Annotated in this window: 17 protein-coding genes and 1 pseudogene; 10 read left to right on the forward strand and 8 right to left on the reverse strand. The window is 41.1% G+C overall.

Features of this window, described 5'->3' with window-relative positions; genetic code table 11:
• Positions 1 to 15 precede the first annotated feature (15 nt).
• From F6J90_RS22820 to F6J90_RS22830, 3 genes are all read left to right on the forward strand, one after another.
• Positions 16 to 1,122 carry an alkene reductase gene (locus tag F6J90_RS22820; protein ID WP_293098649.1) on the forward strand — a complete coding sequence of 369 codons (1,107 nt, stop codon included), beginning with the start codon at positions 16 to 18 and terminating at the stop codon, positions 1,120 to 1,122.
• Between the two features lie 325 nt (positions 1,123 to 1,447).
• Positions 1,448 to 3,403, forward strand: a complete 1,956-nt coding sequence (locus F6J90_RS22825) for a HEAT repeat domain-containing protein (protein ID WP_293098651.1) — start codon at positions 1,448 to 1,450, stop codon at positions 3,401 to 3,403.
• A gap of 123 nt (positions 3,404 to 3,526) precedes the next feature.
• Entirely contained in the window at positions 3,527 to 3,730 is a 204-nt protein-coding gene (locus F6J90_RS22830) for a hypothetical protein (protein ID WP_293098653.1), read from the forward strand.
• 257 nt (positions 3,731 to 3,987) lie between these two features.
• On the opposite strand, the gene F6J90_RS22835 is transcribed toward F6J90_RS22830, so the two are convergent.
• On the reverse strand, positions 3,988 to 4,257 hold the full coding sequence (locus F6J90_RS22835) for a Fic family protein (RefSeq protein ID WP_366513825.1): 270 nt from the start codon (positions 4,255 to 4,257) through the stop codon (positions 3,988 to 3,990).
• A 63-nt stretch (positions 4,258 to 4,320) separates the two neighbouring features.
• Here F6J90_RS22835 and F6J90_RS22840 point away from each other — a divergent pair, with 63 nt between their 5' ends.
• The 5 genes and pseudogenes from F6J90_RS22840 to F6J90_RS22860 all read left to right on the forward strand — a co-directional run bounded on the left by F6J90_RS22840 (position 4,321) and on the right by F6J90_RS22860 (position 7,112).
• The gene (locus F6J90_RS22840) at positions 4,321 to 4,494 is read left to right on the forward strand and encodes a hypothetical protein (protein ID WP_293098656.1); all 174 of its coding nucleotides are present in this window, start codon (positions 4,321 to 4,323) and stop codon (positions 4,492 to 4,494) included.
• 23 nt (positions 4,495 to 4,517) lie between these two features.
• The gene (locus F6J90_RS22845) at positions 4,518 to 5,033 is read left to right on the forward strand and encodes a hypothetical protein (RefSeq protein ID WP_293098659.1); all 516 of its coding nucleotides are present in this window, start codon (positions 4,518 to 4,520) and stop codon (positions 5,031 to 5,033) included.
• A 159-nt stretch (positions 5,034 to 5,192) separates the two neighbouring features.
• Positions 5,193 to 5,435: a hypothetical protein gene (locus tag F6J90_RS22850; RefSeq protein WP_293098661.1), complete on the forward strand. Its 243-nt coding sequence runs from the start codon at positions 5,193 to 5,195 to the stop codon at positions 5,433 to 5,435.
• A gap of 42 nt (positions 5,436 to 5,477) precedes the next feature.
• Positions 5,478 to 6,636: pseudogene (locus F6J90_RS22855) on the forward strand (ISKra4 family transposase).
• Positions 6,637 to 7,016: 380 nt separating this feature from the next.
• The gene (locus F6J90_RS22860) at positions 7,017 to 7,112 is read left to right on the forward strand and encodes a type II toxin-antitoxin system HicB family antitoxin (protein WP_293098664.1); all 96 of its coding nucleotides are present in this window, start codon (positions 7,017 to 7,019) and stop codon (positions 7,110 to 7,112) included.
• A 557-nt stretch (positions 7,113 to 7,669) separates the two neighbouring features.
• On the opposite strand, the gene F6J90_RS22865 is transcribed toward F6J90_RS22860, so the two are convergent.
• The 6 genes from F6J90_RS22865 to F6J90_RS22890 form a co-directional block, all read right to left on the reverse strand.
• Complete coding sequence (locus tag F6J90_RS22865; RefSeq protein ID WP_293098667.1) at positions 7,670 to 8,023, reverse strand: hypothetical protein; 354 nt, start codon at positions 8,021 to 8,023, stop codon at positions 7,670 to 7,672.
• A 393-nt stretch (positions 8,024 to 8,416) separates the two neighbouring features.
• A complete protein-coding gene (locus tag F6J90_RS22870) occupies positions 8,417 to 8,569 on the reverse strand; it encodes a hypothetical protein (RefSeq protein WP_293098670.1) in 153 nt (50 codons plus the stop codon).
• 261 nt (positions 8,570 to 8,830) lie between these two features.
• Positions 8,831 to 9,085 (reverse strand): hypothetical protein, encoded by a 255-nt coding sequence (locus F6J90_RS22875; protein ID WP_293098673.1) that lies wholly within the window; start codon positions 9,083 to 9,085, stop codon positions 8,831 to 8,833.
• Between the two features lie 342 nt (positions 9,086 to 9,427).
• Positions 9,428 to 9,796, reverse strand: coding sequence for a hypothetical protein (locus tag F6J90_RS22880; RefSeq protein ID WP_293098676.1), 369 nt, complete (start codon positions 9,794 to 9,796; stop codon positions 9,428 to 9,430).
• Positions 9,797 to 9,823: 27 nt separating this feature from the next.
• Positions 9,824 to 11,728 carry a tetratricopeptide repeat protein gene (locus tag F6J90_RS22885; RefSeq protein ID WP_293098679.1) on the reverse strand — a complete coding sequence of 635 codons (1,905 nt, stop codon included), beginning with the start codon at positions 11,726 to 11,728 and terminating at the stop codon, positions 9,824 to 9,826.
• Positions 11,729 to 11,802: 74 nt separating this feature from the next.
• Positions 11,803 to 12,930 carry a hybrid sensor histidine kinase/response regulator gene (locus tag F6J90_RS22890; RefSeq protein WP_293098682.1) on the reverse strand — a complete coding sequence of 376 codons (1,128 nt, stop codon included), beginning with the start codon at positions 12,928 to 12,930 and terminating at the stop codon, positions 11,803 to 11,805.
• Between the two features lie 354 nt (positions 12,931 to 13,284).
• On the opposite strand from F6J90_RS22890, the gene clpS reads away from it, so the two are divergent.
• Entirely contained in the window at positions 13,285 to 13,605 is a 321-nt protein-coding gene (gene clpS / locus F6J90_RS22895) for an ATP-dependent Clp protease adapter ClpS (protein ID WP_075901189.1), read from the forward strand.
• 4 nt (positions 13,606 to 13,609) lie between these two features.
• A complete protein-coding gene (locus F6J90_RS22900; RefSeq protein WP_008186027.1) occupies positions 13,610 to 13,903 on the forward strand; it encodes a DUF2103 domain-containing protein in 294 nt (97 codons plus the stop codon).
• Positions 13,904 to 14,391: 488 nt separating this feature from the next.
• Here the strand turns inward: F6J90_RS22900 and F6J90_RS22905 are convergent, their stop codons facing one another.
• Positions 14,392 to 14,886, reverse strand: coding sequence for a molybdenum cofactor biosynthesis protein MoaE (locus F6J90_RS22905; RefSeq protein ID WP_293098686.1), 495 nt, complete (start codon positions 14,884 to 14,886; stop codon positions 14,392 to 14,394).
• Positions 14,887 to 15,246: the final 360 nt, after the last annotated feature.

Consider the following 15,246-nt stretch of genomic DNA (forward strand, 5'->3'; position numbering starts at 1 on the left):
TGAAGGGTACAATAAATGACAGCTCCACTATCTTTGTCCAAACTAATAAGCCCTTTTGAATTAGGTGATTTATCTTTAAAAAACCGAGTAGTAATGCCTCCTTTAACTAGAGGTAGAGCAGTTAATCTGGGTATTCCCAATGATTTAATGGTGGAATATTATACTCAAAGAACTGGAGTAGGTCTAATTATCACTGAAGGTACTTTTATTTCCCCTCAAGCTAACGGTTGGGTAAATGCTCCTGGTATTTATACTCTCGAACAAACTGAAGGGTGGAAAAAAGTTGTTAGTAGTGTACACTCTAAAAATACGCCATTATTTTTGCAGCTTTGGCACTGTGGTAGGGCTTCTCATAGTAGTTTCCATGATGGTAAGCTAGCTGTTGCTCCTTCAGCCATTAAAATTAACGAAGAATATATTCATACCCCTCAGGGAAAACAGCCTCACGAAACCCCACGAGCCCTGGAAACTGAAGAAATACCCCAAATAGTAGAAGAGTATAAAAAAGCGGCTGAAAATGCCAAATATGCAGGTTTTGATGGGGTAGAAATTCATTCAGCTAATGGTTATTTACTGGACTCTTTCCTGCAATCTAAAACCAACCAAAGAACAGATAACTATGGTGGTAGTATTGAAAATAGATATCGTTTACTCAAAGAAGTAATCGAAGCTGTAATAACTGTTTTTCCAGTCAATAGAGTGGGGGTTCGTTTGTCTCCTAATGGTTTATTTAATGATATGGGGTCTGTGGATTATCGTGAAACATTTCTTTATGTAGCTAAAGAGTTAAACAGTTATGAGTTAGCTTATATCCATATATTAGATGGATTAGCTTTTGGATTTCATGAATTAGGAGAACCGATGACTTTGGCTGAGTTTAAAAACGTTTTTGATGGTTCAATTATTGGTAATTGCGGCTATACTAAAGAAACAGCCGAAGCTGCAATTCAAGAAGGTGTGGCAGATTTAATTGCTTTCGGAAGACCTATTCTGAGTAATCCAGATTTGGTTGATCGCTTTGCTAATAATTGGCCCCTTAATCCTATTCCAGATGTTAAAGTTTGGTATTCTCCAGGTAAAGAAGGTTATACTGACTTTCCTAGTTATAATAGGGAAAACTAGCGAGGCTCTTACTAAATGCGATCTAGCCTGAAATCTTAACCCTAAATGCCTTTAAGGTTTACAATTTTTTGACGGAACAGTGGTTCATTATGGGGCAGGCTGTCCCAACTCTTGCCTCTTGCCTGCTCCTTCCAGATCCGCTGCTCCCTAAAATCCAGAAATTGTTTACCTTCTAGCTATGATAGGACTTACGCAAATCCCTCAATTTAACGCTACCTGTAGGGTGGGCAATGTTTTGCCCACCCTACCCATGGAGTCTGTGCGTAAGTCCTGTATGAGACTTGCTCTATAATAATAGATAAACTAAACAACAACTACCAATAATATGCTGGATTTGTTAGCACTGTGGGGACTTTATAGTGTCGGTGGTTATCTCGCCAAAGAAGTGATTAGTCCGTTGGCCAAAGATGCTCTAGAAGACTACACTAAAGATTTTTTTAAAGAGTCTATTAAAGAGTATGCCGGACTATCGTATCAAGATACCCAGAAAAAATTTTTGGGTAAAGCTTTAAAAGCCTTTGTGGTTGTAGTGGAAGAAGAATTGGAACAAGCTGATTTATCTGAGCAAAAAATAAAACAGTATAGTAAACCCCTCAAAGAGTATATTAAAAATCAATCCATTAAAGCTATCCTGGGAAGTGCCTTTAAGTATGACTGTAAACGAATAGATACCGAGACATTAGCGAAAACTTGGATTGAGCTGGACTTATTACGATTACCGGAAACATTGGATTGGGATTATCTTGGTAAACGCTATCTCAAGGAAGTAAAAACCATTATTCGTAAATCGGAGGAGTTACGGTCTATCCGCGATTCCGAAAATATTGAGCCTATCGCCGAAAACACGAAAGCTACAGTAGGAATTATCCCAGACTTTGATTTAAGGAAATATCAAGAAGCACTCCTAGAAAGCTATGGTAATGTGAAATTAGATAGTTTAAATACCGATGGTTCTGCCTATAATCAACTAAAACTCTGGAAGATATTTATCCCCCAAAATGTGCGAGAGGTTCATGACCTGATGCCAGAGGCGATTCATGAAATTCCTAAGGATTATTATCAAAAACTGCTAGAGAGTGGTCAACTAGAACGGGACATTGAGCAAAAGGAGTTGCAAGGAGCTAAAGAGCGTTACTATCAACAGCCAATGAAATCGGTATTGGATGTGATCAAGGATTCTCAAGGCTATCGGTATTTGGTGGTTTTAGGAGACCCAGGCTCTGGTAAATCTACCTTGCTGCAGTATTTAGCATTGGAGTGGGCAAGAACAGATATAACTACTGCCTTTTCTCTACCAATTCCCTTACTGATTGAATTACGCACCTATATCCGGAATCGCGATAACGGACAGTGTAAGGATTTCTTGGAATTCTGCCATCAAAGCAGTGGCTCTATCTGTCATCTCAATCAACATCACCTTCATGACCAGTTAAAAGCTGGTAAGGCATTAGTGATGTTTGATGGCTTGGATGAAGTGTTTGAGCCAGGGAAACGAGAGGATGTAATTACGGATATTCATCGCTTTACGAATAAGTATCCCAAGGTAAGAGTAATTGTAACATCTCGGGTAATTGGTTATAAACCCCAACGGCTACGGGATGCTGAATTTCGTCATGTTATGCTCCAAGACTTGGAGTCGGAACAAATTCAAAAATCGGCTCGCTGGGATACTGATGGGTTGGTGCGACGTAAAGCAATTAAACAGTTAGCTCAAGGTTACAAAAACCACCGAGATACCTTAGCCCTACTTCAAGAATCGGCTCGCTCTGATACTGATTCATCGGTGCGAGGTACAGCAATTGAACAGTTAGCTCAAGGTTACCAAGACCATCCAGATACCTTAGCCCTACTTCAAGAATCAGCTCGCTCTGATACTGATTTGAGGGTGCGAGTTACAGCAATTGCACAGTTAGCTCAAGGTTACAAAAACCACCGAGATACCTTAGCCCTACTTCAAGAATGGGCTCGCTCTGATACTGATTCGAGGGTGCGAGGTACAGCAGTTGAACAGTTAGCTCAAGGTTGGCACGATCAGCCTTGGTTATTTGAATTTTTATGCGATCGCACTCTCCATGACCCCTTTGACCCTGAGAAAGACAGGGATTACAATCCTCGACAAGTAGCCCTTAAGGCCATCCTCAAATACTATCCTAACCACCGAGATACCTTACCCCTACTTCAAGAATTGGCTGGCTCGGATACTGATTTGAGGGTGCGAGTTACAGCAATTGAACAGTTAGCTCAAGGTTGGCACGATCAGCCTTGGTTATTTGAATTTTGATGCGTTCCCGTAGCGGCTCTTTCAGAGCATCGCACTCTGAATGACCCCTTTGAGCTAGGACTTACGCACAGACTCCATGGGTAGGGTTGGCAAAACCTTGCCCACCCTACAGGTAGAGTTAAATTGAGGGATTTGCGTAAGTCCTATGAGCGTAAGGAACGCTGGGATCACAATCCTCGACAAGCAGCCCTTAATGCCATCCTGGAATATTATCCTAACCATTCCCAAACCCGGTCGTTATTGCAGGATAGAGCAGACCATGACTCCGATCCTCAACTGCGGAAGTTTGCTCAGGAGGAATTAGCCACATTATCGAGCTTTTCATAGTAATCAAGTATAGAGGGTTTTCAAACGAGTTGTAAATTCATAGATTGTCGAAAAAGGCAAGATGCAAGAGGCAAAAGGGGCAAGAGCTCCAGATTTTTTTAGTTTACTAAAAAAAGACCTTCTCCGTTGACATCTCAAATGTAAAGCCTAGATAGATCAGAGTTATGGTTAACAGAAAGTAAAAAAACTACCAAAGTCAAGAACCTTGGGAGGGTCATTTTAGGTTAAATTAAACCCAGTATAGCATCCGTATTTGATTAGTATGGATCATCAAATGAAGTACCGACATTTGCTTCTAGCCACTTAGCGTTCGCGTAGCGTGACGTTCCGTCAATCGCATTTTGGCTTTCTTGGTCTGTTGTTAACCTTTCCATCATTACCACAACATCCATTTCTGGGACATCTAGAGAATATTTATTTACTTCAAGGAAAGTTGCCATCACTGGGAAAGCGACCCTTTTATTGCCATCAAAGGGATGGTTTTTTGCCAAACCATATCCATAGGCTGCTGCTAAATCAATTGACACTCCCCGCGTCTTTAGACCGGGGAGTGTCAAAGATATCATTATAGCATAGCGCTTTCTATCCTAATGAGGTACACAAGATTTTTTACTTCTTGCCCGCCCCCCTTACTAAGGGGGATTAGGGGGGATTCCTCTTGCCTCTTGCCTCTTGCCTATTCTGTGTTCCCTGTTCCCTGTTCCCTAAAAACCAAGAACCTGTACCTCACCCAATTTAAAATCCCTATACTATATAATACATAAACCAAACAACAACTACCAATAACATGCTGGATTGGTTAGCACTTTGGGGACTTTCTAGTGCCGGTGGCTATCTTGCCAAAGAAGTGATCGGTCCCTTGGCAAAAGACGCTCTAGAAGACTACACTAAAGATTTTTTCAAAGAATCTATCAAAGATTATACCGGACTATCGGATCAAGATACCCAGAAAAAACTCTTGGTTAAAGCCTTAAAAGCTTTTGTGGCTTTAGTTGAAAAAGAATTAAAAGTTGCTGACCTATCTAAGCAAGAGGTCAAACAATATACTAAACCCCTCAAGCAGTATATTAATAACCAATCCATTAAAGTTATCCTGGGAAGTGGGTTTAACTATGGCTGTCAACAAATAGATACCGGAACATTAGCCAAGACTTGGCTTGAGCTAAAGTTATTACCATTACCGGAAGAATTTCGTTGGAAGTATATTGGTAGACAGTATCTCAAGCAAGTACAAACTATCATTAAGCAATCGGATAAGTTACGGCATATCTGGGATTACCAAACCTTGGATGCTATCCAATAAAACACGAAAGCTACAGTAGTAATTATCCCAGATTTTAACTTAAAGACATATCAAGAAGCAATCCTATAAAGCTATGGTAATGTCAAATTATATAGTTTAGATACCGATGGCTCTGCCTATAATCAACTAAAACTCTGGACGATATTTATCCCGCAAAATGTGCGAGAGGTTCATGACTTGATGCCAGAGGCAATTCATGAACTGCCTAAGGATGATTATCAAAAACTGCTAGAGACTGGTCAACTAGAACAGGACATTGACCAAGAGGATTTGAAACGAGCTCAAGAGCGTTATTATCAACAGCCGATTAAATCCGTATTGGATGTGATCAAGGAGGGAGCAGGTCAAATTTGCAGAACAAATAAACTACTTGACCAAACAACACAAATTATGTTATGTTAATTATGCTACGTTACCTAAAAATGTTTAATAATTAATTATCAAATGACACCTGAAAATAAAAAAGAACTTGACGAGCATCTCCAAGCAATTGCTAAGATTATTTATGAAGATTCTGACCAAAAAAAAGTTTAAAACTTGGCGGGAATAGAATAAACAATAAGAGAGCAAACCTTACAATACATCACACCACAAATCGGATTTTTTTTATCAAAACAACTACAGGAACTGATGCCGGAAGGTTCAGAAAAATCAAAAGTATAATTGGAGAATTACCAATTACTGAAAAACAAGCCACCAAATTAAATGTAAAGACTCATCAGAGAATTAGTCCCGTCTTGATGCAGTCGCTCATGGGGGAGACCCCCAAGACCTCGCTGCATCGCTTCTTAGAGCAATGTTGTCTCAGAGCTAGTGCCAATGTATCTTATGAGAATTCCGCCAGAGATATTGAATATTATACTGGAATGAAAATCTCAGCTAAAACACAACAAAGAATTATACATCGCTAGGATTTTTCGACAAGGGAATTTAGTGAAAAGATATCTTAGGTGCGCTTTCCGTTGGCGAATTAAATTCGCCACGGGTCGCACCTGAAGTTAGCGTAGATGGAGGAAAAGTTAGGTTAAGAACCGAAGAAAAAGGACAGCCTTGTATTTGGAAAGATTATAAGGCTGTATGTGTTGATAAATTAGCTAGAAAAGCTTGGTTTTGTGAAAATGAAGAGTTGGTAAATTGGGTTAATCAACAACCCTTATCTGACCCCCTAAACTGTCTAGGGGACGGACATCCAGGTATTTGTAAACTTGTTAAACAATTTGATTCTCCTGGAGAAAAGCGAGAAATACTTGATTGGTTTTATTTAGTCGAGAATCTGCATAAAGTTGGCGGTTCACTTAAAAGATTAGAAAAAGCCAAAAGTTTATTGTGGGAAGGTAAAATCGATGAAACTATTGATTTAATCTCTATTTTAAAGAAAAAACAAGCAACTAATTTCTGTGATTACTTAGAAAGTAATCGACATCGAATCATTAATTATAGTTACTATAAACTTACTAAAATTTGTTCGATTGCCTCGGGAGCTGTTGAATCAACAGTAAAGCAAATTGACCGACGACTAAAAATTTCCGGAGCCCAATGGAACTCAGAAAATGTTCCTCAAGTTCTTAAGCATAGATGTGCTTATTTAAACAACTGTCTTTAGTGGCCGTCAAAAAGTGGCCGTCAAAAAGTAATTAAAAATCCTCCCGCCTGTTGATTTTGAGGCTGGCTATTTGGATCGCTCTCCCTTGTTTTTTGGGTTGCTCCCCCATGTTTATTTTGAGACTGGAGTTGTACTATTATATGCATGTTTATTTTGTTCGCGTAGCGTGGCCATAGGCCAATGAAAGAATGTGGGTTCTTAAACTAAAAACTTCCAAGTCTCAGGGCTTAATAGTACTTTTGTTCTTACAAAACTGACCGGCTCCCGGTCGAGTCTAGTAAGTGGGGGGAGTGCGATCGCACTGAATATAAAAAAATTATCCGTAGATCATATCAATCAACACCTGTATTATAATTAATAAAACATCTAAGGAGATTTGTATGAACGCAGAGTTCACCGCCATCATTGAGGCAGCAACAGAAGGAGGATATTGGGCGATTTATCCTGAAATTCCTGGTGCGAATGGTCAAGGATAAACGGTTGAAGAAGCAAAAGAAAGCTTGAAGAATGCAATTCAATTAATTTTTGAAGATCGTTTAGCTGATATTCGTCGAGGACTACCCAAAGAAGCAATCGAGGATAAAATTTCCATTTCCATTCCATGAAACGTAAAGAATTAGAAAAAAAGTTACGTAAGCATTCAGCCGTCAGCTGTCAGCTGTCAGCTTAAAATAAACCTCGTTCGCGTAGCGTGCGCCGTTCCCGTAGCATGCGAAACGATCGAATTTAATAGTTCGAGATTAATGAAAATTGAAAGTATGGAAGCCCATCTAAGCATATGCTGATAGCTGATAGCTGAATGCTTACCTCTTTGGATTAATCCTCAAACTGGAGTTACTGAAGCTGTACCACGACATACAGAAATCAAAGAATTTTTGGCACACAAAATCCTCAAAAACTTAAATGCCCAATAGTGCGATCGCCAAGTAAGCTGAATGCTGATAGCTGAATGCTTACGTTTATTTTAAGCTGACCGCTGACAGCTGACGGCTGAATACTTACGTACCTCACTCAATTTAGAACTGCTAAATCATTACAAGCTATCACCACCATCGGGCAATCCTTCAGGATTTTCCAGTTCCAAGATGTCTTCTCGATTTAGAACATCATCACTAATTTCAAGGATAGGATCTGTAGAATAAAGCTTGTTGTTGAGCAGATTTTTAATTTCTGTTTCACCCATAGACCTTCCTTGCTCAAAGAACCGTTGACTGCTATTGGTACTATCAACAAAGAAGCCAAATGACTGTTGCATAGATTTGAAGTCAGAGGGCAATGACTGAGCCTGGACATTAGAGATGATGCCAGCAGTTAAGGCTAGGACTGTCAAGGCTAGGGTTGTCTGTTGCCCAAACCTGCGGAGGATGTTAGTTAGGGTCGGTTTCATTTTTCCGCCCTCCTATCAATACTTATGTAGTTTTTCTATTACTATTATAGCGCAGAGAATAGGAAACAGGGAACAGGGAATAGGGAATAGTAGGAAAGAGAGACAAGGAGTTTTTGATGTTATTACAAATTAGCCTTGAAGGATTTAAGCAAAGTTTAACAAACAGTCTCTTAACGTTGCTTACTTAATTAAATCATTAAGCAACTAATTTATGGAATAGCTTAGCACACTAATTACAATAAAACCTATAGCAATTCTGATCACGAGTGAGATACACAGGATTTGTTACCTGTTCCCTTTTACCTTTTCTGAGTTCCCTGTTCCCGGTTTCGAGATCCGCTGTTCCCTAAAACCCGCTGGCGTAAGTACTTCAACCAATTGAGAACTGCTAAATCATTCTACGCTCTCACCATCATCGGGCAATTGTTCAGGATTTTCCAGTACCAATAGGTCTTCTAGAGGGACCATGTGATTTATGTACAACATTTGTACTAAAAGTCTTCCCCGCTCAGGTGTTTTAGCTTGTTCTGATAGTACATAGTTCATAGGTTTTGCAACTTTGACATGCACCCCTTCTAGATTTATGACCTCATCACTAATTTCAACGGGAGGATTTGTGGAGTAACGCTGGTTGTTGAGCAGATTTTTAATTTGGCTCTCCTAGGGTGGCTATGATAAATTAGTATAAAATAATCGCCATAGCCCTTACTAAGTAAGGTTTTGAGTAATTTAAAAATGCAATTTTAATAAAACTGTATTTTTAGTTGATTGAATCCCTTGCTATTTAAGGGGTTAAGCTCATTTAAACTACTCATTTACTATAATCAGTCTAGGAGAGCCTTTAATTTCTGTTTCAAACTGATGTCTTCCTTCCCCAAAGAACCGTTTACTACTATTTGTATTACCAAATAAGCCAGAGAAATTTTGGTTCAATTGGAAGTCACAGCGAAATGACTGAGCCTGGACATTAGAGGTGATGCCAAAAGTTAAGGAAACAACTGTCAAGGCTAGGGTGGTCTGTTTCCCAAACCTGGCAAGGATATTAGTTCGCCTTGGATTCATGATATTATATTAATTTTAAGCACCTACTAAAATAGAATCCAAGTATTTTGCTAGAAATTCCGGAATCTAGTCATAAAACTACACATTCAAGTAGGGTGGGAAAGTTCTCTGATCTAGAAGACTCAAAAGAACGAAACGGTTTTTGCCCACCCAACAAGCTAATCCTCTACTTAAATAAAATACTTTAGCACACTAATTACAATAAAACCTATAGCAATTCTCATCACGAGTGAGATACACAAGATTTTTTACCTGTTCCCTTTTATATCTCCTCTGTTCCCTGTTCCCTGTTCCCTGTTCCCTAAAAAAATGTACCTCACCCAATTTATAACTACTAAATCATTACAAACTATCACCAGCATCAGGCAATTGTTGAGGATTTTCCAGTTCCAATAGGTCTTCTCGATTTAGGACATCATCACTAATTTCAAGGATAGTATCTGTAGAAGAAAGCTTGTTGTTGAGCAGATTTTTAATTTCTGTTTCACCCATAGACATTCCTTGCTCAAAGAACCGTTGACTGCTATTTATAGTATTATCCAATATAGTATTATCCAATAAGTCAGATAACTGTTCGATAGATTTGAAGTCAGAGGGCAATGACTGAGCCTGGACATTAGAGATCATGCCAGCAGTTAAGGCTAAGACTGTCAAAGCTAGGGTTGTCTGTTTACCAAACCTGGGAAGGATATTAGTTAGGGTCGGATTCATGATGTGACATTAATTTTAAGCACCTACTTAAATAGAATCCAAGTATTTGGCTAGCAATTCCGGAATATAGTCATAGCCATCTACCCCAATGACAGCAATAATTTTTGACCGTTGCTGTGCCAAAAGGGTTTGGAAGCCATCTTGCCCCATTTGTCCTTGCAAAATACTTAACAACCCAGCTGGTTTGCGCCAATCCTCAGACCCAATTTGCTCTAATAGATAGGCTCCTAAACTAGCGGTGTAAATCACTTTCTGCCAATCTTGCTGGCTGTAGCAAGCTTGGGCTAGGTAGGCCAAATTCACTCCTTGTAGGTACAAATCCCCAGAAAATTGGGCAGCTTGCCAGCCTTGTTCTAAAAATGCGATCGCTTTTTGATACTGCTCGACCACCACATGGGCAATTCCCAAACTACTGAAACACAAAGCTTTACTTTGCCCAACTCCATAACTCCCTGCTGGAGAATCCCCTAATCGTTCTAACAATAATCGACCTTGTTCTAAATAGTGAATGGCACTCTCATACACCTCTGGTTCTGCTTGTTGGCTATGCTGAGCTTGAAACACTTCACTGTAACCGAAATTCACTAGAGCATTGGCTTCCCCTAACCGGTCTCCAGCTTGACGAGCCAGTATTAATGCTCGTTGACTATAGTTAATGGCATCAGCATAATTCTCTTGCTCGACACAAATCCGACTGAGATGATTGAAATTAGCAATTTCACACAGTCGATCCCCAGCTTCACGGGCAATATCTAAGGCTTGCTGATGGAAGTTATTGGCTCGGTCATAGGCTCCTTGAGACCCAAGGGAATAACCCAACAAGGTTAGAATCCTGGCTTTCTCTTCGGTTCGGTCTACTTGGCGCAGGGGTTCATCTAGGTAATTCAGGGCATCTTGGAGATAGTTGCCGCTAAAGTTAGCAAACACACCACCGTAGAGGGGGAAGTAGTCCCGTTGGGCAAAGGTGCGCAGAATTTGCAGACAGACCTGAAAACAGCCATTTGCGATCGCGTTTCCGTTGCTACTAATTGCTGTCTGGTTCAAAACATTAGCTAACCTAGACCAAATCACAGCAAATACGATAAAGGTAGAAATCGATAACTTTGCTCCCATCTTGGAGTCATATACCATCTTATCGAACCAATTCACCAGTCCTCGCTGCAAGCACTGGAGAATCACAGCCAATTCCACCCAAGCTTCTAGTTCCAAACTGGGTTGAGTATCTGCCCATTCATGGAACGATTGATTCAGCGCTAGACTTTCAAATAAAGACTGGGGTAACGGGCTATCGACCTTTTTCGCCCACAGCCCCCAAGGGCCACGCTGTTCCGGAGTACCCTCAAATCCCAGTGAGCCTCGACTTTGGTCATAAATCCAACTCACCAGATAATCTTCCAAGCGTTGCCAAGATGCCAAACCCGCCGTAATCCCAGCCGCCAGTTGTCCAAGGTCTTTAGCAGTATCAGATTCAGAGGCTTGTTGTGCCTGTTGCTTTAGGGGTTTAGCGAGGCTCGCCAGTTGTTGTAACGTCAGCGGTGGCTGTTGATTGGGGTCAATCACTCGCAATAAAGCCGTAAAGCGGTCAGCTGGTTCAGCAGTAGTAATGGATTGAATAGCGCTAGTGATAGTTTCAGAAACTCGGTTTTCTTCCTGCCACTGTTCCCATTCACCACGAATCGTATTAAGCGCCCTGAGTTTCCGGATTGCCTTGGCTTGCTTCAATTCACTTTTAGGATTGTCTACTTCTGCCTGAGTCATACCGAAGCGCTGATCAAGGCAACGTTCAAAAATTTCCCCGGTGCCAACCTTAACTCCCTTGACCAACATCTGATAGACCTGGGATTTAGAACGGATCTTCCCCTTCAGGGTAGTTTTGACAATGTCATCGATTAACTCAAAATAGCGATCGCCCAATCCCATCTCGTTAGACATAAACCTTTTGCCTGATCAGTGCCGACTTTTCTCAAAAATAGCTCAAAATCAGAATAGACTTCTGGCCAGTCTAGTTAACGGTCAACATGATTGGGCAATTTGACGGTAAACAAAGTCCCCTTACCCAACTCAGACTTAACTTTGATCGTTCCTTGATGAGCTTCCACAATTCGTTTGGACAGATATAGTCCTAAACCACTACCTGAGCGTTTGTGGCTACCCTGGCGAAACCGTTCAAACAACTGTTTTTGGTCTTCTGGGGATATACCAAAACCAGTATCTTCCACCTGAATCACCACCCACGACTGATTCCCTTCACTAGTCTTGGAACTATTCCTCAGACGAACGGTCACAGAACCATTGTCAGTGAATTTAATCGCATTTCCCAGCAAATTCATGAACACTCGGTGCAGTTCTAAGCGATCGCCCATCACTATCGAGTTAACCTGCTTCGGGGTCTGATAGTCCAAAGACAGTTTTTTATCACGAGCTAGGGCAGACAGTTCTTGGATGACTTCCTCAATAACCTGTTGCACAGGGATGGCAGAGAAAGACAAATACTTCCGACCAGCTTCATAGCGATAGACTTCTAGTAACGTATTCACCATAGTCAGCAAATTGCGGTTACTGCGAGTCATGGTGATTATGGCTTCGAGGACTGGGGGTGAAATTTCTCCCAAAGCTCCCTGCTGCATAAGGTTTAGGATGCGATCTGCTGCTACTAAGGGGGTGCGCAAGTCATGGGTAAGCCGAGAAACAAAATCTTCTCGTTGCCGAGCAATTTCGTCCCGTTCATCCACACTATGTTTGAGGCGCAAAAGCGATCGCACTCTGGCCAGCAATTCATCCACTTCTACTGGTTTACGAATAAAATCATCCGCCCCCATATCCAGTCCTTTGACCACACTGGGATGATCATAAGCGGTGATCAACAAAATTGGTATAAACGGTAACTTGGGATTGGAGCGGATGCGCTTGGTTACTTCAAAGCCATCCATTTCTGGCATCATCACATCCAATAGCACCAATTCCGGCGGATATATCTCTATTTGCTCTAGGGCAACCCGACCATTCTCTGCCAAAGTAATGTCGTACCCCTCTTCTTCTAAAAGCGTCTGCAGTAGGAACAAGTTGTCAGGGGAATCATCGACAGCCAAAATGCGATCTTTTTTGGAAGGGTGGGTTAGAGGTAAAGCATTCATTGAATCATTTCGTTGGTAAGTCGGAAGTGGAAACCCATGTCATTCATGTATGGGGAGCGGGCTAATTAGCTGGGTCGGCAAGCCATTGCACACAGCCCCTCAGCAACTTCCCCCTTACACAAACAGCAGCCTGAGTTCGGTTCATTATGGCAAATTGGGCTTTACAGGCAAAGAAAAAATTTCCAATAGCCAAGGCCGCTGAAACCCTTAGGTATTAAAGGCTTAGTCCAATTTTTGATTTTCCTTGTTTCTCACCGTCACTATGCAGCGCGTTTCAATTTTTGTAAACTGGAAGGAATGGTTTGAGTTTAAACTTAATTTTTTGTAAATTATTCTGGTAACCTATGTGCGACTATGGTAAGATCAGCAGCTTATAAAGCTACATTTGCTGCACCAGTCAAAGCTCCTGAACGCTCTGGTCAAGTTACCCGAAAGCCTTATCCCAACTATAAGGTAATTGTGTTAGACGATGATTTTAACACATTTCAACATGTTCACGACTGTCTGGTCAAGTATATCCCCGGGATGACAAATGATCACGCCTGGGAGCTCACCCATCAGGTTCACAACGAAGGTCAAGCCATTGTTTGGGTCGGTCCCCAGGAACAAGCGGAGCTCTACCACCAACAGCTTTCTCGTGCTGGCTTAACCATGGCTCCCTTGGAGGCTACATAGTATTATGAGCCAACCCAAAGACGGCAGACTGGTTTGGAATCACTCTACCCACATTCAGGGTCTCATTCCAGTTCTCCAAAGACTCACAGATTACCCAGGTATTCAAACCATTACCCCTGCTGTCCTTGGGCGGGCAAGAAGTCACTGTCCTAAATTACAGTTAAAAGTATCAGTGCCAATTCGTGGGGGATTCAAGGTAATTGCCAGGTCTGGTAAAAGCTTTCAAGAGGTGTTCATCCTCACCAACTTGAGTAAGGTCGAACTAGAAAAAGCGATCGCTCAATCACTAAAACGATAAGTAGATAGAATGTAGAATTTAGAATGTAGAATTTAGAATTGGGAATTTAGAATTTAGAATTGGGAATTTAGAATTTAGAATTGGGAATTCACCATTCACCATTCACCATTCACCATTCACCATTCACCATTCTGCATTCTGACAGACCACCTTGGCCTTTCGGCCACGCTAAGCGAACAACCCATTAACCCGCTAACCTAGCCTACACCGAATCCTAAAGGCGAACAAAATTTTTTAATTAATAATTCTACCTTCTCAATTCTCAATTCTCAATTCTACCTTCTCAATTCTCAATTCTCAATTCTCAATTCTCAATTCTCAATTCTCAATTCTACTTGGTGGTGCGTTACGGGGCGGGCTATTCCAATACTGGCCCTCGAAGTTAAAAATGAGGGCAAGCCCGCCCCTAACGCACCCTACATTCTTCATTCTTCATTCTTAATTCTCAATTCTTCATTCTCAATTCTCAATTCTCAATTCTTCATTCTTCATTCTTCATTCTTCATTCTCAATTCTGATTCCTCGCATGCCCCAATACTGACCCAACTGCTGGAACCATCATCCCAATGCTCTTTTTTCCAAATCGGAGCATTATGCTTCAACGTGTCAATAGCATACTTACAAGCTGCAAAGGCTTCTGAACGATGAGGACACCCAACGGCGACTAACACGCTAATTTCCCCAATGTTTAAGCGACCGATGCGATGATGGATTACCACCCGATTGACATCAGACCATGAGGCACGAATCTGGGCAGCAATTGAGGAAAATACCTTTAATGCCATGGGCTCATAAGCCTGATACTCTAATGCTACCACTGGTTTACCATCAGTCTGATTACGGACTGTGCCACTCATAAGCACCACAGCTCCATTAGCCGGATCATCAGCAAGGGCGTAGATTTCTGATACAAATAAGGGAGCGATGGTGATTGAAAAACTATCTACGGTTTGCTTTTCAGAGATCTTGGGCGGGGGAGTCATTCGCTGAGAATTCCAAAGAGTGTTAAGATTAGTAACAGGCTAAGCCATAGTTTATTTTTATTTTTATATAGTTTATTTATCTTTACTGGTTGGATTTAATCAATAGGCAACCCTAGCGCCATGTTCCGATTTTTTGAAAATACTTTAAAGATTAGGAGCAGCTGCTCTAATTTCAGTTAATATACCTAAATACTATTCAAATAATATTAAATCAGAAGTTTTTTCTTTGACAAGGGCAATAATCACCTTGTCGAGGGCTAGTGCTCACTAGGCGATGAAACATCTGCCGTCAATCAATTGATGCTACCTATCCTTAAAGTCAAGCTACTTAAAGTCAAGCTCATCCTAGCTGATCAGTGA

Source organism: Moorena sp. SIOASIH (genome assembly GCF_010671925.1).
GTDB lineage: Bacteria > Cyanobacteriota > Cyanobacteriia > Cyanobacteriales > Coleofasciculaceae > Moorena.